Below are 23,425 nucleotides of genomic sequence, written 5' to 3' on the forward strand. Positions count from 1 at the left end.
ACTTCGCGAGGCGCGGTCGCCTTCGGTCGTCCCCTCGCGCCCGACGGGGTCGCCTGCCACTTGCCTGGCGGGGCGTGGAGGAATCGCCGTGAGACGATCCGCCGCGGTGCGACACCTCTGAGTGAGAGAGTGCTCACGACAGCCTGCCCGAGGAGGGGAACGGATGCCATGACCGACGACGTGATCGACGACAGGGCCCTGGTCGCGCGCGCGGCCGGCGGCTCGGAGCAGGCGTTTCGAGAGCTGTACCGTGCATACGTCCGGCCGGTGTATTGGGTGGCGTTCGGGCTCATCGGCGACACCGCCGATGCGGAAGACGTCGTGCAGGACACGTTCGTGGTCGCGTGGAAGAAGCTCCCCTCCCTGCGCCTCGAGGGCGTGTCGCTCCTGCCGTGGCTGGCCACCGTGTGCCGGTTCCAGGCGCAGAACCGTCTGCGCGTCCGGCGGCGGCACGGCTCGCACGCGCAGCTCGACGAGCAGATCCCCGCCGCCGTCGACGTCGAGGCGCAGGTCGTCGAGGCCCAGACGGTGGCGGCCATCCTCGCCGCCGTCGAGCGGCTGAGCGAGCTGGACCGCGAGATCTTCCGGCTGTGCGCTGCCGAAGGCTACGGCTACGAGGCCGCGGCGGCGTCGTTGGGCGTGTCGCACGGCGCGGTACGCAACCGCCTCTCCCGCATCCGTTCCCGGGTGCGTGCCAGCGCGATGGAAACGGAGACGCCATGACCACCCCCACACTGCCCTCACTATCCGCCGAGCGCGTGGATGCCATGGAGCACGCCGTTCTCGGCCGGATCGCCGATGAGCGCGATCGCGTACGCCGCCGCCGCCGCAACATCTGGACGGGTGTCGGTGCGGCCGCCGCCGTCGTCGTGATCGCCGCCGTCGTGGGTCCGTCGCTTTCGTCCTCGCAGGGCGGGGGCGGATCGACGGTGGCCGGCGCGAGCGGGGCCGAGAGCGCGGAGGGCCTCCAGGATCAGTTCGTTCCCGGCGGTGTCGACGTCGTTCCGGGTCAGGGCTTCGCGGAGTCCGGCGCTCTTCCCGACGCGTCGGCCGCCCGAGAGACCGGGAGCCGCGACATCGTCGCCACCGGTTCCAGCACGGTCGAGGTCGACGACGTGCCGGCGGCGATCGATGCGGTCACCTCCGCGGCGACCGCGGTCGGCGGATACGTCGAGTCGTCGCAGCTCGGTGGCCGCATGGTCGGCATCCCGATCGAAGGTTCCGCGGCGACCACGTCGGCATCCTCCGGCTGGATCACGGTGCGCGTCCCCGCCGAGTCGCTGACCACCGTCATGGACGGCCTCCGCGACGTCGGCGACGTGACGGCGACGAGCGTCAACCGCTCCGACGTGACAGAGCAGACCGTCGACCTGCGTGCGCGGGTCGCCGCCGGGGAGGCGTCCGTCGCGCGTCTGACCGAGCTCATGGGTCAGGCAGCGTCCGTCGCCGACCTCATCACCGCCGAGTCGGCGCTGGCCGAACGGCAGGCGCAGCTCGACAGCGATCGACAGGTCCTGCAGTCGATCGAATCGCAGGTGGCCCTGTCGTCGCTGAGTGTGCAGCTGACCGAGCGATCGGCATCCGTCACCGCCGACCCCGCCGGCTTCGGCGACGGCCTCGGCGCCGGCTGGAACGGCCTCGTCGCAATGCTCAACGGTGTCGTCATCGGCATCGGATTCCTGCTGCCGTGGATCGTCGTGGCCGGGCTCTCGTGGGCGGTGGTCTGGGGCGTACGGCGTATCGTGCGGCGTCGCCGCGCGGCTCGCGAGGGCTGAATCCCGGGACGCGACGGCCGGCGCCCAGTTCAGGAGAGCGCAACGGAATCGGATGCCGAAGGCCTTGGCATCCGATTCCGTTCGACGCGTGCCGAACCCGGTGCGAGTGCGGGGGAACCGGTCCGCGCCTACGGCTCACCGTTCGGGTACAACCGCGACAACGAAAATGCCCCGACCATTCGGTCGAGGCATTTTCACGTTTGGTGACCCCAGCGGGATTCTCCCTCCGCCCCCTCCACACGCCGCTTCGCGGCGCGCGGAGCCTCCGGGCGGTGGGGCCCAACCCGCTCATGCGGCTCCTCGTCCGGCCGCGGTCGCCGCACGCAAAAATGCCCCGACCATTCGGTCGAGGCATTTTCACGTTTGGTGACCCCAGCGGGATTCGAACCCGCGTTACCGCCGTGAGAGGGCAGCGTACTAGGCCGCTATACGATGGGGCCGCGTCACAACCGTTCAAGTATGCATCACGATTGGCGCGCACGCAAAATCGAGGTGGAACCATCGAAATCTCGGGCGTGTCCCAGCAAGGTACCGCGAACCGGGTGCCGACGGAAGGGGCGATAGACGCTGTTCACCCTCAGCGCCAGCGGTTGCCGCGCTCCCCGCAGGAAGAGTTGACTCGGTTCATGCGCCTCACGAAGCACGAACACGCCGCCCTCGTCCTCGTCGAATCGGGCCACTCGCTGGTCATCGACCCCGGCAGCTTCACCTCGCCGATCGAGGATCTCGTCGGCCTCGTCGGTGTCGTCCTCACGCACGAGCATCCCGATCACTGGACGCCCGAGCACCTCACGCGCCTGCTCAAAGCACATCCCGGAGTCCCGATCTACGGGCCTGCGGGGGTCGTCCACGTCGCGGCGGGATTCGAGGTGACCGCCGTGCACCCCGGTGATCGGCTCGACCTCGGCCCGTTCCACCTCGAGTTCTCGGGCGGCGAGCACGCCGTCATCCACGAGTCGATCCCGGTGGTCGACAACGTCGGCGTGCTGGTGAACGACGCCTTCTACTACCCCGGTGACTCGTACACCGTCCCCAAGCACGCCAAAGTCACGCTGCTGGCCGCCCCGGTCGGCGCCCCGTGGTTGAAGATCGGCGACGCGATCGATTACGTCCTCGCCGTCAAGCCCGAGCGCGTCTTCGCCACCCATGACATGACGCTGTCGGTCGCCGGCAAGCAGATGGGCGACGCGCGTCTGACGTGGGCCGTCGAGCAGAACGGCGGCTCGTTCGTCGACCTCAAGCCCGGCGACACCGTCGAGGTCTGATCGGCACGTCCCAGGCAGAAGCGCCGTTCCCGCCCCCACCGCGGGTTCGTGGTGCCGCTGCGCAGGATCTCTGGCCAGGCCCCGAACGCAGAAACACCGGATGCCACGAGCCCTGAGGCCCGTGGCATCCGGTGTTCTCGGACGACGTGCTTACTGCGCGTCGAGGTCGGTCTCGAGGAGGGCGACGAGCTCGTCGAGCGCCTGCTCGGCACCCTCACCCTCGGCCTTGAGCGTCACGACCGTGCCGTGACCGGCGCCGAGACCCATGAGCGACAGGATGCTGCCGGCGTTGAGGTCGGCACCGCCGTCGGCCGAGATCGTGACGGGGATCTTCTTCTCCTGCACGGCCTGCACGAAGAGCTTCGCGGGGCGGGCGTGGAGACCCGAGCTGCTGGCGATGGTGGCCTGACGTTCTGCCATGGTGAATCCTCTCGATTCGACGGGGGTCTTAAGCGGCGACCGTGGCCGCGGGGGCGGTCTCGGCGACGGAAGCGTCCTTCGGAGTGCGACCGATGCCCTTGAGGGCGACGACGATGAGCGCCGTCACGACCGTACCGACAATGATCGCCAGCGGGAAACCCCACACCGGGTTGATCGCGAACAGGACGAAGATGCCGCCGTGAGGTGCGTACGACTGCACACCGATCAGCATGCTCAACCCACCGGTGATCGCACCGCCCACCATCGAGGCGGGGATGACGCGCAGCGGGTCTGCCGCGGCGAACGGAATCGCGCCCTCGGAGATGAACGAGGCGCCGAGCAGCCAGGCGGCCGCACCGTTCTCACGCTCAACCGGGGTGAACCGGCCGCGGGAGAGGACCGTGGAGGCGAGCGCCATCGCGAGCGGGGGCACCATGCCGGCGGCCATGACCGCGGCCATGATCAGGTACGGGGTGGTGTTGGTCTGGGTCGCGGCGGCGAGGCCGGTGGTGGCGAAGACGTAAGCGACCTTGTTGACGGGGCCACCGAGGTCGAAGCACATCATGAGGCCGAGGATCACACCGAGCACGATGGCGCCGGCGCCGCTGGCGGCGAGGCCGGTCAGGCCCTCGGTGAGCGCGGCCATGAGCGAGGCGATCGGGCGACCGAGGAAGAGGATCATCAGGCCCGAGGCGAAGATCGAGCCGAGGAACGGCACGATCACCACCGGCATCAGGCCGCGGAGCCAGCGGGGCGCGTTGAAGCGGCCGAGCCACCACGCGATGAAGCCGGCGAGCAGACCGCCGATGATGCCGCCGATGAAGCCGGCGTTCATGAGCACGGCGACGGCACCGGCGACGAAGCCGGGCGCGATGCCGGGGCGGTCGGCGATCGCGTAGGCGATGAAGCCCGCGAGCACGGCGACGAGGAAGCCCATCGAGGTCGCGCCGATCATGAACGCGACGGAACCGAGGTACTGGCCGACTCCGCCCTCCGGCAGATCCCAGAGGGAGTTCTGGATGATGACGTTGGCCGCGTCGTCGGTCACCCGGTAGCCGGCGAGCAGGAACCCGAGGGCGATCAGCAGACCGCCACCGGCGACGAACGGGATCATGTAGCTGACACCGGTCAGCAGCCACCGCTGGATGCGGCGACCCACCGACTGCTGGGCGACCGGCACGTCGGAGGCGGATGCCGCGGTGCCGCTGCCCGGAACACGTGCGGCGTTGGGGTTTTCGCTGGCGGCGAGGGCCTCCGCGATGAGCTGCTTCGGCTGCTCGATGCCGCGCTTGACGCCGGAGCGCACGACCGGCTTGCCGGCGAAGCGCTGGGGTTCGCGCACGTCGACGTCGACCGCGAAGATCACGGCGTCGGCGTCGTCGATGACGCTCTGCGGCAGGGCCTTGTAGCCGCTCGAGCCCTGGGGCTCGACGATCAGCTCGACACCGTCGGCCTCGGCACCGGCCGCGGTGAGCGCGTCGGCGGCCATGAAGGTGTGGGCGATGCCGGTGGCGCAGGCCGTGACGGCGACGATCTTCTTCGTCTTCGTGGCGGTGCGGGCATCGGCGCGGGTGGCGGCGGGCGCAGCGGCAGCGGCGACGGGCGCAGCGGCGGCAGCAGCCGGAGCGGGCTCGGACGCCGGGGTGATGGCATCCGTGATGATGCGCACCGCGTCTTCGGGTGCGTGCGCGGCACGCAGCCCCGACATGAAGTCGTTCTTCATGAGGCTACGGGCGAGCTGCGACAGCACCGACAGATGGGCCTCGTCGGCACCCGCGGGGGCGGCGATGAGGAACACGATGTCGGCGGGCCCGTCAGGAGCACCGAAGTCGACGCCCGGGGTCAGACGGGCGAAGGCGAGAGTGGGCTCGGTGACCGAGGCGCTGCGGGCGTGCGGAATGCCGATGCCGCCGGGCAGGCCGGTCTCGTCCTTCTGCTCGCGGGCCCAGGCGTCGTCGAACAGTTCTTGTGCGCTCGTCGCGCGGCCCTGCGCGACGACGCGCTCGGCGAGGGCGCGGATCACCGACTGCTTGTCGGTACCCAGGGGCACGTCGAGTGTGACGAGCTCCGGCGTGATGATGTCGGACATTGTCGATGACCTCCGTGGTCAGGATGTAGCGATGGGGGTGGCGAAGTCGGTGACGACGATGGGTGCCGTGGGCAGGTCGTCGGGTGTCGGGGCCTGAGTCCCCGGCAGGGTCGCGGCCGCGGCGCCGTAGGCGATGCTGCGCGCGAGACGGTCGGGGGCCGTGGCCCCCTCGAGGTCGGCCAGCAGGTAGCCGGCGAGCGAGCTGTCGCCCGCGCCGACGGTGCTGGCGACCTGGATCTTGGGGGCGCGTCCGCGCCAGTCGCCGTCGGCCGTGAACAGCAGGGCGCCGTCGGCTCCGAGGGTGACGAGAGCGGATGCGACGCGGCCGGGGACCAGGGCCCGGGCGCGCCGAGCGGCCTCGGCGAGCACGTCGGTGTCGGACGCGGCATCCTCGCCCACGAGCTCGGCGAGTTCTTCGTGGTTCGGCTTGATGAGGTCGGGGCGAGCGGTCTCGACGACGGCGGCGAGAGCGGTACCCGACGCGTCGACCGCGATACGGGGAGCCGCGGCCCCCCAGCGCGCGCGGACGGCGCGGACCAGATCGGCGTAGAACGTCGCGGGGACCCCGGGCGGAAGCGAACCGGCGAGCACGAGCCAGGTGGCCCCCTCTGCCGCGGCGACCACGCCGGTGACGAGCGCCTCGGCCTCGACGGACGAGAGTTCGGCGCCGGGCAGGTTCAGCTTGGTGGTCTCGCCCGACAGGTCGGTGATGGTGAGGTTGGCGCGCGCGCGGCCGGCGACCTCGACGATCTCGAGGGCGATGCCGGTGTCTTCCAGCAGCATCCGGTACGGATCGTGCGCGTTCACGGGCACGACGGCGCGCGCGGGAGCGCCCGCGGCGGACACGACACGGGCGACGTTGACGCCCTTGCCGCCGGCATCCTCACGTGAGGACAGGGCGCGCTGTACCTCGCCGGGGGCGAGGGCGTCGGAGAGCACGACGGCGCGATCGGCCGACGGGTTGGCGGTGAGAGTGACGATCATGCGACACGCACCTCGACATCGGCGTCGGCGAGAGCCTCTGCCAGGGGTGCGGGCGGGGCCGCGTCGGTGACGAGAACGTCGATCTCGTCGAGTCGGGCGAAGCGCACGAGCAGTTCCTCTCCGAATTTGGCTGCGTCGGCGACGAGGACGACGCGACGTGCCGACTGGATGATGGCGGCTTTCACGGCCGCCTCTTCGGGGTCGGGGGTGCTGAGGCCGAAGCCGGCACTGAGCCCGTTGGTTCCCACGAAAGCGATGTCGGGGCGAAGCTCTGCGATCGCGCGAACGGTGTGCGCGCCGACCGCCGCGGCGGTCACCCCGCGAACGCGCCCGCCGATCGTGGTGAGCGAGAACTGCTCCTCGCCCGCGAGCAGGTGCGCCGCCTCGAGTGAGTGCGTCACGACCTCGACGCCGCCGCCCGTCCCGAGGGTCTCGGGAAGCATCGCCGCCACGGCGGCGGGGGTGGTGCCCCCGTCGAAGAAGATCGAGCCGCGGAAAGACGCACCGAGAAGGCTCGCAGCTTCGGCCGCGATCGCGCGCTTCGCGTCGCCCTGACGGTCGCGACGCTCGGTGAGCGTCCACTCGGCGGTGCTCGCCCGGTCGGTGCTCACCGCACCGCCGTGCACGCGGCGCAGGGACCCGGTTCCTTCGAGGCGGTCGAGGTCGCGGCGGACGGTCTCGGTCGTGACGTCGAAGCGGCGAGCGAGGTCGACGACGCTGACGCGTCCGATATCTCGCAGTTCGCGCTCGATGAGCTGCTGGCGCTCCATTGCGTACACGGGATCCCCTTCGAAGATTCCCACACGATACAACACGAAACAACATAGAGCAACAGTCCTTTCGGTGATCGGGTCGTCTACCTCGGAGGACACCTCTCTCCCCGGGCACAGCGAGGGGCCGGCCCGGCCGTCGCTCCGCGGGCACAGTGCGAGCCGACCCAGGCGTCGACGCGGGCGGATCGCCGATCACCATGCCGCCTCAGCGGTCGGGGAGCGCTCCGGCGGTCAGTACTCGGAGACCGTGATCGTGAACGAGACCGTGGCACCGTCGGGTCCGGTGAGCGTGGCAGCGGTGCTCCCCACCTCGCGCACGATGAATCCGGGCCGGAAGACCGCACCCTCCGACGGCCCGCCGGCGGAGAATTCCGCGACGGCGACGTCGGCGGTCGTTCCCCTCCACTCCGCCTCGCTGCCCTCGGGTACGGCCAGCACGAGCGACGTGCCCCGGATGACGGGGACGTCGGTGCCCTCGAGGTCGCTCGGTTCGACGATGGTCGGCGGCAGCATCTGGTCCATCCCGGAGGGCGACGGGGTAGTCGACGTCACGGGTTCCGCAGTGGAGGGATCCTCGGATGCCGTCGGCGTGCAGCCCGCGATCAACAACGGCAGGACTGCGGCCAGGACGACGATGCGGGTGCGCTTCACGAAGACCTCCTCTCGGGATGCTATCCCGCCGCGCCGCGACGGCGCGGAAGTGCAGCCGTGTCGTCTGCTCCCCCGCGCTCAGTCGCCGTGGGCCGCCTCTGCGGGCTCGTCCAACGGAATGGCGATCGAGGTCGTCGAATCGTTCGTGAGTCCGACCAGACCGGTCGGCGACGCCGCCGGACCATCGTGGTCGGGCAGCAGCTCGGCTTTCGTCTGCGGCCGCGCAGGCTCGCCCGGCAGGCCCGCCCACTCGCTCGGCTCCTCAGGTCGCTGTACGAAGAGTCCCATTCATCCATTGTCGCCCCGCCGCGACCTCGGGGGTGGGCGCGGGAGTCCTCGACCCCGAGATCGCGCACGAGCGTCCGTGGGTCGCGCTCCCCCGTCGCGCCCGGTCGAGACACGTGCCCGTCCGGCGAGCTCAGTTGCCCCGCTCCAACGGCCATGCTTTGATGAGCGCAGTCCTGGGGGATCGGGGAGTGCCGCGCCTGATCGTTCTGCTGCGCCGCCGATTCCGGTCGTCGTAGACAGTGTCGTGTGTCGCCGCTCCAAGGGGGCTTGGGGTGGCGTCGCGCGGGCCGGGCACTGACGACGATCCGCGCGTGAGCGCGGTCTACAGGGGGTAATCATCGTGTCCATTCATCGCGCCAGAAATTCGCTGGCCTGCGCTGTGTCGCTCGTCGTGGCGATCGGACTGGTCGGAGGGACCGCCGCGAACGCCGCGGCGACGTCCGTCGATCAGGACTCGTCCACCACGGCCGGACGCTGGCACACATCGGAGGAGCGGGAGCAGTCGCCGGCAGAGCGTTCGGCGCCGGTCTCACCGAATCGTCTGTTCTCGGCTGCCGCGGCGCCCGCCAACGACATGCTCGCGAATGCGACGAAAGTGTCGTCGTTGCCCTTCGATGTAAGCAGCCAGCCATACGCCGGCGCCACGTTGGAGGCGGATGAGCCGGCCACGTGTCGGACGACGGATCCCGACGTGACGGAGTACTTCACCGAGGGCACCCGCTCGATCTGGTATTCCTTCACGTCGCCGGTCGCGCAGACGCTGACATTCAGCGGCGGAGTGAACGGTCGAGAAAGCATGATCGTCGCCTACGCCTCGGCCGCGATGAGCGAGGTCACTCGAATCAGCTGCACCGAGACCGGGTTCCGCGATGAGAACCACCTGCAAGCCAAGGCGGGGACGACGTACCTCTTTCAGGTGACGGATGACGCTTATAACGCGGGCACGACGGACACGGCATCCCTTCGAATCACCTCCAGCGCGCCGATCTCCAACCTCTCCCCCGCCACTGCCACTTCCGTCTCCGTGCCGGGCACCGTATCGGGGTCGCTCGCAAAGGTGGACAACAATTGGTATGAGCCCTATGCCACCTCGTGCGGCCGGGGGTTCGTGACGATGTTGGGCACGCGCTGGTACAAGTACGTCGCCACGAACACGACCGGCATCCGCGTCGATCTGCGCGACAGCTACTACAACGCGGATGCCGCCGTGTGGGCATCCAACGGTTCGACGCCGACATCGGTCATCGCCTGCCCCGCACAGAAGGAGGGGGAACCCGCCGGACCGGGTGCTTACGACAAGACGCAGGCGTACGCAGACTTCGCGGTGGAACCGGGTAAGACCTACTTCATCCAGGTAGGCGGATGGGGCTTCGACGTCGGCGACTACGAACTGAAGCTCAGCACCTACCAACTCCCCCTCCTCACCCTCATGCCGACCCCGAAGATCACCGGTACCGCCCAGGTGGGCTCCACGCTCACGGCGAACCCGGGAACGTGGGACGAGGGCACGACCCTCACCTACCAGTGGATGCGAAACGGCGGCAGCTACATCTCCGGGGCGAAGTCGTCGACCTACACGGTCAGCCCCGCCGATGCGGGAACGCAGATCAGCGTCGCGGTCACCGCGAGCAAGCCCGGCTACTCCGGTGCGCGCAAGACCAGCGCACCGACCGCCGTCGTCTCCAAGGGCGTTCTCACCTCGGCCACCCCGACGATCAGCGTGTCGCCGGCCGTCGGCAAGACGGTGACCGCCGTGCCGGGCGCGTGGGGACCGTCTCCCGTGACGTTCACCTATCAGTGGCTGCGCGGAGGCGCGTCGATCTCGGGCGCCACGTCGGCGACCTACACGCCCGTCGCCGCCGACGCCGGGACGCGGCTGTCGGTCATGGTGACCGGCACGAAGAGCGGGTACACCACGAAGGCCGCGACCAGCGCGTCGGCGGTGGTCGCGAACGGGACGTTGACCGGGGCGACGCCCACCATCACGGGCACGACCAAGGTGGGGTCCACCCTGACCGCGCGCGCCGGCACCTGGGCGCCCGCACCGGTGACCCTGAGCTATCAGTGGCTGCGGAACGGCGTGGCCATCTCCGGCGCCACCGCCGGCACGTACAAGCTCACGTCGACGGACAAGGGCAAGCGCATCAGCGTCCGTGTCACGGGCGCCAAGGCGGGCTACACCACCCTGTCCCAGACCAGCACCGCCACCGCCGCCATCGGGTGAACGTCGGGGCGTCCGTCGCGTCCGCGAAAGACGCGGGGGCGACGGGCGCGGGTCTACCTCATGGGGCGCGCGGACGCCGGCCGGGACGTCCGGGCTTGCGTCGCGGCCCCCGGTGCCTGTGAACTTGGCGGATGTCCACGGAAACCACCGCGTCTTCCCCGGCCGACTCCGGCAAGCTCAAGCGCGTCGTCACGGGACCCCTGCTCTTCGCCTTCATCGTCGGCGACACGCTCGGCGCCGGCATCTACACGCTCGTCGGTTCGATGGCCACCGATGTCGGCGGGGTGATCTGGCTGCCGCTGCTCATCGCGCTCGTCGTGGCTCTGCTGACGGCCGGCACCTATGCCGAACTCATCACGAAGTACCCCCACGCCGGTGGCGCCGCCCGCTACGCCGAGCGGGCGTTCGGCATCCCGTACCTGTCGTTCCTGGTGGGCTTCCTCATGATGGCCTCCGGCATCACGACGGCGGCGTCGTTGGCCAACGCCTTCGCCGGCGACTACCTCGCCGCCTTGGTCGACATCCCGCCCATCCCCACCGCGATCGCGTTCATCACGATCCTCACGCTCATCAACCTGCGTGGCGTTCGCGAGTCGCTCGGGGCGAACCTCGTGGCATCCGTGATCGAGGTCACCGGTCTCGTCATCGTGATCGTCGTGGCCGCGATGGTCTTCGGCAGCGACGGAGGCGAACCGGCGCGCATCTTCGAGTTCGCCCCCGACGTGCCGCCGCTGCAGGGCGCCTTCGCCGCGTCGGTCATCGCGTTCTTCTCGTTCCTCGGCTTCGAGGCGGCAGCGAACATGGCGGAGGAGGTCAAGAACCCGTCCCGCACCTACCCGCGCGCCCTGTTCGGGGCGATCGCGACCGCGGCCGTTGTCTACCTGCTCATCGCCCTCGGCGCGGTGATCGTCCTGCCACCCGCAGAACTCGCCGAGTCCACCGGACCGTTGCTCGACGTGGTCGCGGCCAGCGGTGTCGCGATCCCCGCGTGGTTGTTCAGCACGATCGCGCTCGTGGCGATCGCCAACGGGGCGCTGCTGTTCATGGTCATGGCCAGCCGCGTCGGCTTCGGCCTCGCCGAGTCGGGTCTACTCCCCCACGCCTTCTCGCGCGTGCTGCCGCGTCGCCGCACGCCGTGGGTCTCGATCGTGGTGGTGGGTGCCGCGACGATCGCCCTCTCGTTCGTCGGCGACGTCGCCACCCTGGCCGAGACGACGGTGCTCCTGCTGCTGCTGGTGTTCCTGGCGGCGAACGTGAGTGTGCTGGTGCTGAAGAAGGACGAGGTGGCGCACGAACACTTCCGCGTGCCCCGCGTCGTCCCCGTGCTGGCGATCATCGCGAGCATCGTGCTGCTCACGCAGCAGACGGGCATCGTCTGGCTCGGTGCCCTCGGCTACATCGCGGTCGGATCGGTGCTGTTCCTCGTCGCGCGGGCGGGGCGTCGGCGTGCCGAGCGCCGTGCCGCCTCGCGCTGAGCGAGGTTCTGCGCGACACCGAACGGGAAGGGCGTCGACGGGATGCCGCGGGCGTCGGCACGCCGGGCGGCGTCGCGGGTCCGCACTGAGCGGCGTTCCGCGCACCAGGGAAACGGACGGACCGGCATGCCGTCGCAGGCGCCCCCGTCAACGGGAGAGGACGAAGACCAGCTCGAGCGCACCCGCCGCCGTCACCGTGACCTCAGCACCGATGTCGACGCCGGTCGAGTCCACCGCGGGGAGGGTCATCGTCGTCGCGACGCCCTCGTTCCGTATCGCTGCGCCGACCTGATCTTCGAGGGTCGCGATATCGGCATCCGTCCATCCCCATTCACCCGCGCGCCCGCGAAGATCCGCAGCCATCGCGGTCCACGATCCCGAGGATGCCGACACCACGGAGACGCTGGCGAGCACGCCGTCCGCCGTCACGAGCGAGAATCGCGTCACTCCGCTGAAGCGGAGCTCGCCATCGTCACCCCGCACCTCGACGGGAAGGGGAACGAGGGTGTCGACGGTGGTGGCGCCGTCGCCGGGGAGACCGAGGGTGGCGGCTGGGGCCGACGCGGCCAGATCGATGGTCACCAGACCCTGTCGATTGAAGAAGTCCTGGCCCGCTCGGTCGAAGCGCGACTGACCGTCGGGAAGCTGCTGGTCGACTGAGGCGACCGGGGCTTCCTCGGTCCACCACGAGTTCGTCATCGCGTACGCACCCACGCCCACCACCGCGCAGACGATGGCGGCGACCCCCAGCGTGATCGTGGTCAGCAGGCGGTTCTTGCGCTTCGCTCGCGCGCTCGGCGACTCGCGCGGGGGCGACGGAGCGGTGGACGTCATGCGTCCTGCCTAACACGACGCGGCACGCGCTGCCACCCGGGCGGAACTCGTCCGCTGTCCTGAAGAGCGCGAACGTGGGCGCGTACGAGCCCACGAAGGAAAACCCGCCGTCGGCAGTCGCTCGCCGGCGAGGCCGCTGGAAACCACAACCTCCCCCGGCGGAAGTGCCGAAGGAGGGAGAGATTCTCGTGCGCGTGATGCTTATGAGACTGGCTGGGGTACCTGGACTCGAACCAAGAACAACGGAACCAGAAACCGCCGTGTTGCCAATTACACCATACCCCAAGGCGCTGAGCCGGAACTCGTGCCGAAGAACAAGCTTACGTGAGATGCCGGGGTGAGCAAAATCGAGGCCCGTCCTCCGCGCGCCATGGCCCGCACGAGCCGCTGCCGGCACGCGCCGCCGTCCTGCGCGCCGCGTGGAAACGCGTGATCCCCGGAGCTCCGCGACGGGGGCTCCGGGGATCACCGGCGAAGGACGAGGGCTCAGCCCAGGTGCGTCACCAGCGCGTCGAGGCGTCGCAGGGTCTCGTCCTTGCCCAGCAGCTCCATCGACTCGAACAGCGGCGGCGACACCCGGCGACCGGTCAGCGCGACGCGGGGCGGGCCGTAGGCGACGCGGGGCTTGAGACCGAGCTCGTCGACGAGAACCCTCGACAGGGCCTCCTGCACACCGCCGGCGGTGAAATCGTCGACACCCTCGAGGGCACTAACGGATGCCGCGAGCACCTCGGCCGCGTTCGCGGGGAGCCCCTTCATCGCGTCATCGGCGTACGTCACGTCGGAGACGAAGAGGAACCCGAGCATGCCCGGCACTTCGCCCAGCAACTGCACGCGCTCCTGCACGAGGGGCGCCGCCTGGGCGATGATCGCACGGTGCTCGGCCGACGGCTCCTCGGCGATGAACCCCGCACCCGCGAGGTACGGGACGATCCGGGCCGCGAAGTCGTCGGCATCCAGCATGCGGATGTGATCGCCGTTGATCGCCTCGGCCTTCTTCTGGTCGAAGCGGGCGGGGTTGGGGTTGACGTCGGCGATGTCGAACGCGGCGATCATCTCCTCCAGCGAGAACACGTCGCGGTCGCTCGCCAGCGACCAGCCGAGCAGCGAGAGGTAGTTGAGCAGCCCCTCGTGGATGAAGCCCTTTTCACGCTGCAGGAAGAGGTCTGCCTGCGGGTCGCGCTTGGAGAGCTTCTTGTTCCCCGTCTCACCCAGCACCAGCGGCATGTGACCGAAGCGCGGGATGAACGACGTCACTCCGGCATCGACCAGGGCCGAGTACAACGCGAGCTGCCGCGCCGTGGAGGGCATGAGGTCTTCGCCGCGGATGACGTGGGTGATGCCCATGAGCGCGTCATCCACCGGGTTCACGAACGGGTAGAGGGGCACTCCCCCGGCGCGCACGAGCACGAAGTCGGGGAAGGATCCGGCCGGGAAGGTGACCTCACCGCGGATCAGGTCGTCGTAGCTCAGGTCGTGGTCGGGCACGCGCAGGCGCCAGGCGGGCTGACGACCCTCGGCGCGGAACGCGGCCTTCTGATCGTCGGTGAGGTCGCGGTCGTGGTTGTCGTAGCCGAGCTGCTTCGCGCGTCCGTTGGCCTCGTTGCGGGCGTCGATCTCTTCGGCGGTCGAATAGCTCTCGTACACCGCCCCCGCGGCGACGAGCTTGTCGAGCACCTCGCGGTACAGCTCATGGCGCTGCGACTGGCGGTAGGGCGCGTGGGGGCCGCCGACCTCGACGCCCTCGTCCCAGTCGATGTTCATCCACCGCAGCGCGTCGAGCAACTGCTGGTAGCTCTCCTCGCTGTCGCGGGCGGCGTCGGTGTCTTCGATACGGAAGACGAGTTTTCCGCCGTTGTGCCGGGCGTACGCCCAGTTGAACAGGACGGTGCGGATGAGACCTACGTGCGGCAGGCCCGTCGGAGACGGGCAGAAGCGGACGCGAACGTCGGCGCCGGAGGCGGTCGTGGTGCGGGGATCGGGCGTGGAAGACATCCCCTCGATCCTACCGGCGACGCGCTGCGCGGCCCGAGGGATGGGGATAGTCGGCGAGCACGTCGGTCACGGCACCGAGGGCCACTCCCACCGCCGGCACGTTCTCGGCTCCGCGGGCGGTGACGACGTGCAGGGTGCGCGCCTCGGCATCCGGGAGGCGGGGAACGGCGATACCCGACAGCAGGGGCATGGATGCCACGGCCATGCGCGGCAGGATGGCCACGCCCACGCCCTGCGCGACGAGGTTCTCGACCGCGATGTAGTTGTCGGTCTCGAACGCGATGTCGGGCACGAATCCGGCGCGCGCGCACGCCTCGAGGAGGTGACCGCGGCACTGCGGACACCCGGCGATCCACCGCTCCCCCGCCAGGCGCGACAGGTCGATCGGTCCCTCGGCGGCCGGATGGTCGACGGGGAGCACGAGCACCGTGTCGTCGCCCCCGACCGTGCGCACCGCGAGTCCCGTGGCCGCGAGGTCGAGCTCGCGACGATCGCCGGGGTAGCTGTAGGTGAGGGCGATGTCGGCGCGGTCCTCGCGCACCGCCAGGATGGCCTCGGGAGGCTCCAGCTCGACGAAGCTGATCGACACGCCGGGCCGACGCGCCGTCACCGCCGCGATCACGCGCGGCACGACCGTCGACGACGCCGAGGGGAAGGCGGCGATGCGCACGCGACCTGCGCGGAGCCCCCGGAGTTCCGCGAGGTCGCCCGCTGCGGCATCCAGTGCCGTCGTCACCGCCGCGGCGTGCCGCGCGAGGACGCGGCCGGCTTCGGTCAGGCGAACGCCGCGTCCGACGCGCTCGACGATGGGCATGCCCGCGCGGCGCTCCAGGCGGCGCAGCTGCTGACTCACGGCGGGCTGGCTGTAGCCGAGCTGACGCGCCGCGGCCGTGATCGAGCCCGTGTCGGAGATCGCCTTCACGACCCGCAGGGAGTGGGCGTCGAGATCGTCGTCGGCATCCGTCACCCCGATACATAAGCAGAAGCGATGGTTCTCATGCAACACCTGTCCTGGTGCAATGAAGAAGCCCGCGGGAACCTGGATCCATGAGCACCCTCGCATCGCACTTCACCGGCGGCCGCGACTACCTCGCCGCATGCACGCTCGGCCTCCCCACGCGCGGGACCGTGCGCGCCGTCCGCTCCGATCTGGATGCCGCGGCTTCCGGTCGCCCCGATGTCGCTGCGGCGTCGCGTGCCGTCGAAGCCGCCCGCGCGGCCTACGCACGTCTGGTGCGCTCCCCCGTCGGCGATGTGGCCATCGCGTCGCAGACCTCGGTGATGGTGTCGCTCGTCGCCGCCTCCCTGCCCGACGACGCCGAGGTGCTCTGTCCGGAGGGCGATTTCTCGTCTCTCGTGGCGCCGTTCGCGTACGCCGGGCGCGGTATCCGCCTGCGCACGGCGCCTCTCGCGCACCTCGCCGACGCGGTGACGAGCGGCACTTCGCTCGTGGCGTTCTCCCTCGTGCAGTCGGCGACGGGCGAGGTGGCGGATGCCGCCGGCATCGCCGCCGCAGCGACTCGTACGGGGGCCCGCACGCTCTGCGACCTGACCCAGGCCGCCGGCTGGCTGCCGGTCGACGCGACGCTGTTCGATGCGACCGTCTGCCACGCCTACAAGTGGCTGTGCTGCCCGCGCGGCGTCGGCTTCCTGACGGTGACCCCGTCTTTCGCGGCGGCGCTGCGTCCCGTGCAGGCCGGGTGGTACTCGGGTGACGATCCGTGGTCGTCGTGCTACGGGACCGGCGGCACGCTCGCCTCGGACGCCCGTCGCTTCGACGTCTCGCCCGCGTGGCAGGCCTTCGTCGGCGCCGCCCCCGCGCTCGAGATGTTCGCCGACGCCGACATCACCGAGCTGTACGCCCACGCGACGGGCCTCGCGGCTCGTTTCCGCGCGGGGCTCGGTCTCGCGCAGCCGGCGCGACCGTCGGCGATCGTCACGTGGCCGGATGCCACCGGCGAGGCGCTGGCACGCCTGACGGCCCGGGGCATCACGGCGTCGGGCCGCGCCGGCCGGGCACGGGTCGCGTTCCACGTGTTCAACGACGACGCCGACGTCGATCGGGCGCTCGGGGCGTTGGGTGCGATCCGAGCGCACGGTGCGGGTGGCTTGCTCGCCGGGGATGGCGCGCTCGGTGCGAGTGGCTTGTTCGCCGGGGACGGAGCGTGTGCTCCGGGGGGAGCCGGTCGCGTTCCCGGGTTGCTCGACGCGAGGGGAACCGGGGCCAGGACCGCACCGGACTCTGCACGTCACGTAGTCGCGCTGAGCTACTCCATCTGACTCGCGGGGAAAACCCGCGGATCTCACGCGCGTTCTACGCCGGACGCGTGCGCGCGAAGACCGCGGACGCGCACACCACCGCGATCGGCACGAACGCCCAGAGCGCGAGACCGCCGTACCCGACGAGGCCGAGGATGAGTCCCGCGAGCACCGACCCGACGGCGGCGGACCCGGTCATCAGCGTGTCGCTGCGTCCCTGACGCCGGGGGCGAGCGGCGAGCGGAGTCGCTTCGGTGAGCAGGGCCGAACCGGCGACGGTCGCCGCGCTCCAGCCGAGGCCGAGTAGCAGCAGCGCGATGAGGACACCGGCCTGCGAGTCTGCGCCGGTCGAGGCGACGGTGAGAGCCGCCGCCAGCAGCACCTGCCCCAGCAGGATGACGGGGATACGGCCGACGCGGTCGGCGAGGATGCCGAAAACCGGCGACAGCCCGTACATCCCGAATACGTGCAGCGAGATCGTGACTCCGACGGCGACGGTCACGGCATCCGGTGTCACGATGTGGGAAAGGTGAACCGGAGTCATCGCCATGACGGCCGCCATCGTGACGTGCGAGGCGGCGACCGCGAGCATCGCGAAGCGGGCGATGCGCGGTCGATCGACCTCGGACGACGCTCGAGCTGTCGGTGCTCTCTCGCGGTCGAGCCGTTGTGCGAGCAGCAGCGGGTCGGGGCGCAGGACCAGAACGTACAGCGCGAACGCGCACGCCTGGGCGAGGAGTGAGAAGAGGTAGGCGCCCGTGAGCCGGGGCATGCCGATGCTCGCGCCGAGGAGTTCTCCCGGTGCGAGGAGCAGCGGGCCCACGACTCCGCCGACCGTGGTGGCCCAGACCACCGTCGCGAGGTCGCGGCCGCGTCGAGCGGTCGTGGAGAGGTCGGTCGCGGCGAAACGCGACTGCAGGGTGGCCGCGTTACCCGCGCCGATCATCGCGATACCGACGAGAAGCAGAGGGAACGCGCGCGTCGCAGCCGCGAGGATGACGAGGGCGATACCACTGAGGGCAGCGACGTTGCCGGTCGTCAAGGCGACCCGTCGCCCCCGACGCGCGGCGAGACGTGCCAGGGGGATCGCCGTCAGGGCTGCCCCGAGGGTCACCGCGGCGGTGGCGAACCCGGAGAGCGATTCTTCGCCCGACAGATCGGCGGCGAGGAGCGCCCCCAGTGACAGCGTCGATCCGAATGCGACGCCGCTGAGCACCTGTCCGGCCGCCAGCACCCGCACCGTACGGCGTTGCGCGGCGGCGAGATCGACCACGGCGGGCGCCGCGACGTCAGGCATCGCGCGCGGTGTTGCGCAGGATCCCGATGCCCTCGATCTCGATCTCGATGGTGTCGCCCGCGTCGAACGACCCGATGCCCGCGGGTGTGCCCGTGAGGATCAGGTCTCCGGGCAGGAGCGTGAACACCGCCGACGCGTAGGCGATTAGCGCGGGGATGCCGTGGATCATGTCGGACACGGGACCGTTCTGACGAACCTCGCCGTTGACCCGCGTGGTGATGACGGCCGCGTCGAGATCGAGGTCGGTCTCGATGACCGGCCCGACCGGGCAGAACGTGTCGAAACCCTTGGCGCGGGACCACTGGCCGTCGCTGCGCTGCAGGTCGCGCGCAGTGACGTCGTTGGCGACGGTGTAGCCGAGGATGTAGTCGCTCGCGCGTTCGGCGGGGACGTTCTTGGCGACGCGGCCGATGACGACGGCGAGCTCGCCCTCGTAATCGGTGTGAGAGCTCAATGCCGTGGGGCGCACGATCGCGTCGCCCGGACCGATCACCGAGGTGTTGGGCTTGAGGAACATCAGCGGTTCGGCGGGGGCTTCACTCCCCATCTCGGCGGCGTGATCACGGTAGTTCTTGCCGATGCACACGACCTTGGACCGCGGGATGACCGGGGCCAGCAGGGCGACCTCGGTGAGAGGCACCCGTTCTCCCGTGGTGTCGAACCCGGCGAACATCGGGTCGCCGGCGAGCACGACGAGTTCGCCGTCATCGACGATCCCGTAGCGAATGGCATCCTGGTGGCTGAATCGTGCGATCTTCACCGGTTCAGCCTATCCGCGTGGTCCGACACCGCCAGGAGGGTGAGCGACTCTCCCTCACCCCGCTGCGACCGCCGAACGCCGCACCTGCGCGGTGCGGGCCGCGCCCCGGTGTTGCTGCACCGTAGGTCGGCCTCGGTGCACCGTTCGCATCCGCCGCGAGAAACGGCATCCGCGTGAAGAAACGCTCCGTCGAGGCGTTTATCCCCGCGGATCGCGTTTCTCGACGGCGGCAACGCCGGCTGCCCCGCCGACACGCACAGGCGAATCGCGTTCATCGACGGAGCTAACCCGGGCCGCGCCCCGGTGTTGCTGCGCCGCAGGTCGGCCTCGGCGCCCAGGCCGCATCCGCCGCGAGAAACGGCATCCGCGTGAAGAAACGCCCCGGCGAGGCGTTTATCCCCGCGGATCGCGTTTCTCGACAGACACGGCGGCCGCCGCGTGGCCCACACAGACGTAGGGACCCCCGGCATCCCGGGAGCCCCTCGGTGTGCGACGCGTCAGGCGTCGAGTCGGTACAACCAGCCGTGCTTGTCTTCCGCACGGCCGTACTGGATGTTGGTCAGCTCCTCACGGAGCTCCAGGGCGAGTGTGCCGCTGGGCTGCTCGTCGATGAAGTCGCGTCCCTTGAGCGTGCCGATGGGGGTGACGACGGCGGCGGTGCCGCAGGCGAACACCTCGACGATGTCTCCGGATGCCACGCCCTCGCGCCATTCCGTCAGCGGGACGTTGCGTCCCTCGACGTGGTGTCCGCGGTCACGGGCCAGCTGGAGGAGCGAGTCGCGCGTGATGCCCTCGAGGATCGAGTCGGACTGCGGGGTGACGATGCTGCCGTCCTTGTAGACGAAGACGACGTTCATGCCACCGAGTTCTTCGACGTTGCGATCCTGGTCGAGGAATACGACCTGGTCGCACTCGTTCTCGTAGGCCTCGGACTGCGGCAACAGACTCGCGGCGTAGTTGCCACCGGTCTTCGCCGCGCCCGTGCCGCCCTTGCCCGCTCGCGAGTAGTCCTCGCTGAGCCAGATCGACACCGGTTTCACGCCGCCCTTGAAGTAGGCACCCGCGGGGCTTGCGATCAGGTAGTAGGCGACCTTGTGCGCGGGACGGACGCCCAGGAACGCCTCTTTCGCGAACATGAACGGACGCAGGTACAAGCTCTGGTCTTCCCCCGAGGGGACCCACGCGCCGTCGACGGCGATGAGCTCGCGCAGCGACTGCAGGAAGTACGGCACCGGCAGCTCGGGGAGCGCCAGACGACGAGCCGAACGCTGCAGGCGCCGCCCATTCTGGTCGGGGCGGAACGTGTGCACCGAACCGTCGGCGTGACGGTAGGCCTTGATGCCCTCGAAGATCTCCTGGCCGTAGTGCAGGACGGCCGCGGCCGGGTCGAGCGAGATCGGACCGTAGGGCGAGACGCGCGGCCGGTGCCAGCCGCCGCGAACCGACCAGCAGATGTCGACCATGTGGTCGGTGAAGCTCTGCCCGAAGCCGGGGCTGGCCAGGATGGCATCGCGGTCCGCGTTGCTCTTGGCCGCGAGGTTGCGGGTGACGGCGAACTCGAGCGGGTCGAGTCCGGTGTCGGGGTCGGTGTCGATGGTGGTCATCTGTGAGTCCAAAACTGTTCGATGCGCGGGGGCGATACAGGCCGATCCGTCCAGGTTACGCCTGGACTCCCCTGACGATGGCGTCGCCGATCTCGGCGGTGGTGCGGACGCCGTCGCGGCTCGCGATGTCGTTCTCTACCGCGCGGGTGACGCGGGCGGCTTCGTCGGTGAGCCCGAGGTGATCGAGCAGGAGGGCGACGGACAGGATCGCGGCCGTGGGGTCGGCCTTCTGGGTGCCCGCGATGTCGGGCGCCGATCCGTGGACGGGCTCGAACATCGAGGGGAACGCGCCGTCGGGGTTGATGTTGCCCGATGCGGCGAGGCCGATGCCTCCGGTGACGGCGCCGGCCAGGTCGGTCAGGATGTCGCCGAAGAGGTTGTCGGTGACGATCACGTCGAATCGGCCCGGGTTCGTGACCAGGAAGATGGTTGCCGCGTCGACGTGAAGGTAGTCTACGTCGACCCCCGGGAACTCGGATGCCACGGCATCCACGATCCGCTTCCACATTCCACCGGAGTGCACGAGCACGTTCGTCTTGTGCACGAGCGTGAGCTTGTGACGGCGGCGCTCCGCGAGCGCGAACGCATAGCGGACGACACGCTCCACGCCGTAGGCGGTGTTGACCGAGGTCTCGTTCGCGATCTCATGCGGTGTGCCCCGGCGGATGGCACCACCGTTACCGACGTACGGGCCCTCGGTGCCCTCGCGCACGACCACGAAGTCGATGTCGCCGGGATCGGCGAGGGGTCCCGCGGCACCGGGGTACAGCTTCGACGGGCGGAGGTTGACGTAGTGGTCGAGGTCGAAACGGAGTTTGAGCAGCAGACCGCGCTCGATGTTGGCGTCTGCGAGGCGGGGGTCACCGGGCACTCCCCCGACAGCGCCGAGGAGGATGGCGTCGTGTGAGGCGATCGCCGCGAGGTCGTCGTCGGTGAGGGTGTCGCCGGTCTCGAGGTAGCGACCGGCCCCGAGGGAGAACGGCGTCTTCTCGAAGGTGACCTCTGACCCGACGGTGACCGCGTCGAGGACCTTCACCGCCTCGGCGACGACCTCGGGACCGATGCCGTCACCGGGGATGACGGCCAATTTCACGACACGCGACATCGCTCTCCTCAGAGCTCGGGCACGTCACTTCGACGACGTGCTGCGGGTTCCTCCCAGGGTAGCGGCAGCGATCACTCCGGCCACGACGATCAGCGCCGCGCCGATGAGGGCGGTCACCACGACCCCGGAGTCGAAGGCGTGCGCCGCCGCCGTGCGCAGCGACTCGGCCAGTGCGGCGTCGTCGAGCGTGTGCGACACGGCCACCGCTCCGGCGAGCGTTTCGCGCGATGCGTCGGCCGCGGCGCTCGAGAGCCCCTCGGGAAGCACGAGTTGCGTGCGATAGAACGCGGCGAGGATGCCGCCGAGCACGGCCGTACCGAGCACCGCGCCCACCTCGTACGCGGTCTCGGAGACGGCGCTGGCGGCGCCGGCCTTCGCCGAGGGGGCGCTGGAGAGGATGAGCTCGTTGGACACGGTCTCAGCCGCCCCGATGCCGATGCCCAACAGCGCGAAGGCGACGATCAACTGGACGAGGTCGGCGGTCGAGAGCGCGACCATCACGTAGGCGACCACCGAGAACCCGAGAGCCACCGGCACCACGACGCGCGGCGCGAAGCGCTTGGCGACGGGCACCACCGCAAGCCCCGACACGATCATCAGCGCGAGGCCCGGCACCAGGGCGAAACCGGCGGTCATCGGGGACAGGCCGACGACGAGTTGAAGGTGCTGCGCGACGAAGTAGAGGAAGCCGACCAGCCCGACGACACTCAGCAAGTTGACCAGGATGGCCCCCGAGAACGTCCCGCGGCGGAACAGCGACATGTCGAGCATCGGCGCGGCCGCACGCTTCTGCCGGCGCACGAACAGCCAGCCGAAGACGACGCCCACCACGAAGAGGACGGGAGCCAGCGACAGCGGGCCCTCGACCGCGAGTTTCTTGATGGCGTACACGATGGGCACCATCGTGGCCAGCGACAGCACGACGCTGACGGCGTCGAACCGGCCGGGAGCCGGGTCGCGGCTCTCGGGCACGAAGAACGGTGCGAGCACGAGGAGCGGCACCAGGACGGGTACCGCCATGAGGAACACCGAACCCCAGGAGAAGTGCTCGAGCAGGAAGCCGCCGACGATGGGCCCGAGCGCGGCGCCCGCCGAGAAGCCCGACGCCCAGATCGCGATGGCGAAACGCCGCTGGTCGCGGTCGCGGAAGATGCTGCGCAGCAGCGACAGCGTCGACGGCATGAGCATGGCTCCGAAGACACCCATCAGGGCGCGGCCCGCGATGAGGAGAACCGCGGTCGGCGCGAATGCCGACAGGGCGGACACGGCCGCGAAGCCCGTGGCGCCGATGAGCAGCATGCGCTTACGACCGAACCGGTCGCCGAGCGTTCCCATCGTCACCAATAGACCCGCGAGAACGAGCGGGTAGACGTCGATGATCCACAACTGCTCGATGCTCGAGGGCTGCAGGTCGAGGGCGATCTCGGGCAGCGCGAAGCTCAGCACCGTGTTGTCGACCGAGACGAGCAGCACGGGCAGCATGAGCACCGCCAGCGCGAACCATCCGCGCCAGCCGGCGCGGGTCACGGTGATCTCCTGGGTGGGCAACGACGAGATGAGCATTCTTCCGATCCGTTTCTTAACCGTCCAGCCGGTATAGTAACAGAATCATCCTGACGTCCACCAG

General features: G+C 70.0%; 19 protein-coding genes, 2 tRNA genes and 1 pseudogene. 6 read left to right on the top strand and 16 right to left on the bottom strand.

Annotated features, from left to right (window positions below; translation table 11 throughout):
* The first annotated feature begins 168 nt into the window (after positions 1-168).
* On the top strand, positions 169-723 hold the full coding sequence (locus tag FHS07_RS10995; protein WP_183419938.1) for an RNA polymerase sigma factor: 555 nt from the start codon (positions 169-171) through the stop codon (positions 721-723).
* Complete coding sequence (locus tag FHS07_RS11000) at positions 720-1,775, top strand: DUF4349 domain-containing protein (protein ID WP_183419939.1); 1,056 nt, start codon at positions 720-722, stop codon at positions 1,773-1,775. The genes FHS07_RS10995 and FHS07_RS11000 overlap by 4 nt, the downstream gene beginning before the upstream one ends.
* 364 nt (positions 1,776-2,139) lie before the next feature.
* On the opposite strand, the gene FHS07_RS11005 is transcribed toward FHS07_RS11000, so the two are convergent.
* Positions 2,140-2,215 (bottom strand) — tRNA-Glu (locus FHS07_RS11005).
* 186 nt (positions 2,216-2,401) lie between these two features.
* On the opposite strand from FHS07_RS11005, the gene FHS07_RS11010 reads away from it, so the two are divergent.
* Entirely contained in the window at positions 2,402-3,040 is a 639-nt protein-coding gene (locus tag FHS07_RS11010; RefSeq protein WP_183419940.1) for an MBL fold metallo-hydrolase, read from the top strand.
* Positions 3,041-3,190: 150 nt separating this feature from the next.
* On the opposite strand, the gene FHS07_RS11015 is transcribed toward FHS07_RS11010, so the two are convergent.
* From FHS07_RS11015 to FHS07_RS11040, 6 genes are all read right to left on the bottom strand, one after another.
* Positions 3,191-3,460, bottom strand: coding sequence for an HPr family phosphocarrier protein (locus tag FHS07_RS11015; RefSeq protein ID WP_055954014.1), 270 nt, complete (start codon positions 3,458-3,460; stop codon positions 3,191-3,193).
* A 28-nt stretch (positions 3,461-3,488) separates the two neighbouring features.
* Complete coding sequence (locus FHS07_RS11020) at positions 3,489-5,549, bottom strand: PTS fructose transporter subunit IIABC (RefSeq protein WP_183419941.1); 2,061 nt, start codon at positions 5,547-5,549, stop codon at positions 3,489-3,491.
* 18 nt (positions 5,550-5,567) lie between these two features.
* On the bottom strand, positions 5,568-6,533 hold the full coding sequence (locus FHS07_RS11025; RefSeq protein ID WP_183419942.1) for a 1-phosphofructokinase family hexose kinase: 966 nt from the start codon (positions 6,531-6,533) through the stop codon (positions 5,568-5,570).
* Positions 6,530-7,312, bottom strand: a complete 783-nt coding sequence (locus FHS07_RS11030; protein ID WP_183419943.1) for a DeoR family transcriptional regulator — start codon at positions 7,310-7,312, stop codon at positions 6,530-6,532. The genes FHS07_RS11025 and FHS07_RS11030 overlap by 4 nt, the downstream gene beginning before the upstream one ends.
* Before the next feature lie 225 nt (positions 7,313-7,537).
* On the bottom strand, positions 7,538-7,957 hold the full coding sequence (locus FHS07_RS11035; protein WP_183419944.1) for a hypothetical protein: 420 nt from the start codon (positions 7,955-7,957) through the stop codon (positions 7,538-7,540).
* A gap of 78 nt (positions 7,958-8,035) precedes the next feature.
* Positions 8,036-8,245 (bottom strand): hypothetical protein, encoded by a 210-nt coding sequence (locus FHS07_RS11040; protein WP_183419945.1) that lies wholly within the window; start codon positions 8,243-8,245, stop codon positions 8,036-8,038.
* Between the two features lie 379 nt (positions 8,246-8,624).
* On the opposite strand from FHS07_RS11040, the gene FHS07_RS11045 reads away from it, so the two are divergent.
* Positions 8,625-10,469, top strand: coding sequence for a hypothetical protein (locus FHS07_RS11045; RefSeq protein WP_183419946.1), 1,845 nt, complete (start codon positions 8,625-8,627; stop codon positions 10,467-10,469).
* A 131-nt stretch (positions 10,470-10,600) separates the two neighbouring features.
* Complete coding sequence (locus FHS07_RS11050) at positions 10,601-11,944, top strand: APC family permease (RefSeq protein WP_183419947.1); 1,344 nt, start codon at positions 10,601-10,603, stop codon at positions 11,942-11,944.
* Between the two features lie 147 nt (positions 11,945-12,091).
* Here FHS07_RS11050 and FHS07_RS11055 read toward each other — a convergent pair whose 3' ends face one another.
* From FHS07_RS11055 to FHS07_RS11070, 4 genes are all read right to left on the bottom strand, one after another.
* Positions 12,092-12,778: a hypothetical protein gene (locus FHS07_RS11055; RefSeq protein ID WP_183419948.1), complete on the bottom strand. Its 687-nt coding sequence runs from the start codon at positions 12,776-12,778 to the stop codon at positions 12,092-12,094.
* A 210-nt stretch (positions 12,779-12,988) separates the two neighbouring features.
* Positions 12,989-13,063 (bottom strand) — tRNA-Gln (locus FHS07_RS11060).
* A gap of 201 nt (positions 13,064-13,264) precedes the next feature.
* Positions 13,265-14,773 (bottom strand): glutamate--tRNA ligase, encoded by a 1,509-nt coding sequence (gene gltX, locus FHS07_RS11065; RefSeq protein WP_183419949.1) that lies wholly within the window; start codon positions 14,771-14,773, stop codon positions 13,265-13,267.
* A gap of 10 nt (positions 14,774-14,783) precedes the next feature.
* On the bottom strand, positions 14,784-15,740 hold the full coding sequence (locus FHS07_RS11070; RefSeq protein ID WP_183420159.1) for a LysR substrate-binding domain-containing protein: 957 nt from the start codon (positions 15,738-15,740) through the stop codon (positions 14,784-14,786).
* Between the two features lie 80 nt (positions 15,741-15,820).
* Between FHS07_RS11070 and FHS07_RS11075 the strand changes: the two are divergent.
* Positions 15,821-16,855 (top strand): annotated as a pseudogene (locus FHS07_RS11075) (aminotransferase class V-fold PLP-dependent enzyme); the annotation flags it as partial.
* A gap of 232 nt (positions 16,856-17,087) precedes the next feature.
* On the opposite strand, the gene FHS07_RS11080 reads toward FHS07_RS11075, so the two are convergent.
* The 5 genes from FHS07_RS11080 to FHS07_RS11100 form a co-directional block, all read right to left on the bottom strand.
* On the bottom strand, positions 17,088-18,329 hold the full coding sequence (locus tag FHS07_RS11080; protein WP_183419950.1) for an MFS transporter: 1,242 nt from the start codon (positions 18,327-18,329) through the stop codon (positions 17,088-17,090).
* Positions 18,322-19,089, bottom strand: coding sequence for a fumarylacetoacetate hydrolase family protein (locus FHS07_RS11085; protein ID WP_183419951.1), 768 nt, complete (start codon positions 19,087-19,089; stop codon positions 18,322-18,324). The genes FHS07_RS11080 and FHS07_RS11085 overlap by 8 nt, the downstream gene beginning before the upstream one ends.
* A gap of 497 nt (positions 19,090-19,586) precedes the next feature.
* On the bottom strand, positions 19,587-20,693 hold the full coding sequence (locus FHS07_RS11090; RefSeq protein WP_183419952.1) for a branched-chain amino acid aminotransferase: 1,107 nt from the start codon (positions 20,691-20,693) through the stop codon (positions 19,587-19,589).
* Between the two features lie 55 nt (positions 20,694-20,748).
* Positions 20,749-21,798, bottom strand: a complete 1,050-nt coding sequence (locus FHS07_RS11095; protein ID WP_183419953.1) for a 3-isopropylmalate dehydrogenase — start codon at positions 21,796-21,798, stop codon at positions 20,749-20,751.
* 24 nt (positions 21,799-21,822) lie between these two features.
* Complete coding sequence (locus FHS07_RS11100) at positions 21,823-23,361, bottom strand: MFS transporter (RefSeq protein WP_183419954.1); 1,539 nt, start codon at positions 23,359-23,361, stop codon at positions 21,823-21,825.
* Positions 23,362-23,425: the final 64 nt, after the last annotated feature.

The organism is Microbacterium proteolyticum (assembly GCF_014192415.1).
GTDB lineage: Bacteria > Actinomycetota > Actinomycetes > Actinomycetales > Microbacteriaceae > Microbacterium > Microbacterium proteolyticum.

What these genes read in the sequence shown, in the direction of transcription:
- FHS07_RS11020 (WP_183419941.1), bottom strand. Translation starts at nt 5,549, where the DNA reads ATGTCCGACATCATCACGCCGGAGCTCGTCACACTCGACGTGCCCCTG.
- FHS07_RS11025 (WP_183419942.1), bottom strand. Translation starts at nt 6,533, where the DNA reads ATGATCGTCACTCTCACCGCCAACCCGTCGGCCGATCGCGCCGTCGTG.
- FHS07_RS11095 (WP_183419953.1), bottom strand. Translation starts at nt 21,798, where the DNA reads ATGTCGCGTGTCGTGAAATTGGCCGTCATCCCCGGTGACGGCATCGGT.
- FHS07_RS11100 (WP_183419954.1), bottom strand. Translation starts at nt 23,361, where the DNA reads ATGCTCATCTCGTCGTTGCCCACCCAGGAGATCACCGTGACCCGCGCC.
- FHS07_RS11090 (WP_183419952.1), bottom strand. Translation starts at nt 20,693, where the DNA reads ATGACCACCATCGACACCGACCCCGACACCGGACTCGACCCGCTCGAG.
- FHS07_RS11050 (WP_183419947.1), top strand. Translation starts at nt 10,601, where the DNA reads ATGTCCACGGAAACCACCGCGTCTTCCCCGGCCGACTCCGGCAAGCTC.
- FHS07_RS11040 (WP_183419945.1), bottom strand. Translation starts at nt 8,245, where the DNA reads ATGGGACTCTTCGTACAGCGACCTGAGGAGCCGAGCGAGTGGGCGGGC.
- FHS07_RS11080 (WP_183419950.1), bottom strand. Translation starts at nt 18,329, where the DNA reads ATGCCTGACGTCGCGGCGCCCGCCGTGGTCGATCTCGCCGCCGCGCAA.
- FHS07_RS11010 (WP_183419940.1), top strand. Translation starts at nt 2,402, where the DNA reads ATGCGCCTCACGAAGCACGAACACGCCGCCCTCGTCCTCGTCGAATCG.
- FHS07_RS11055 (WP_183419948.1), bottom strand. Translation starts at nt 12,778, where the DNA reads ATGACGTCCACCGCTCCGTCGCCCCCGCGCGAGTCGCCGAGCGCGCGA.
- FHS07_RS10995 (WP_183419938.1), top strand. Translation starts at nt 169, where the DNA reads ATGACCGACGACGTGATCGACGACAGGGCCCTGGTCGCGCGCGCGGCC.
- FHS07_RS11000 (WP_183419939.1), top strand. Translation starts at nt 720, where the DNA reads ATGACCACCCCCACACTGCCCTCACTATCCGCCGAGCGCGTGGATGCC.
- gltX (WP_183419949.1), bottom strand. Translation starts at nt 14,773, where the DNA reads ATGTCTTCCACGCCCGATCCCCGCACCACGACCGCCTCCGGCGCCGAC.
- FHS07_RS11015 (WP_055954014.1), bottom strand. Translation starts at nt 3,460, where the DNA reads ATGGCAGAACGTCAGGCCACCATCGCCAGCAGCTCGGGTCTCCACGCC.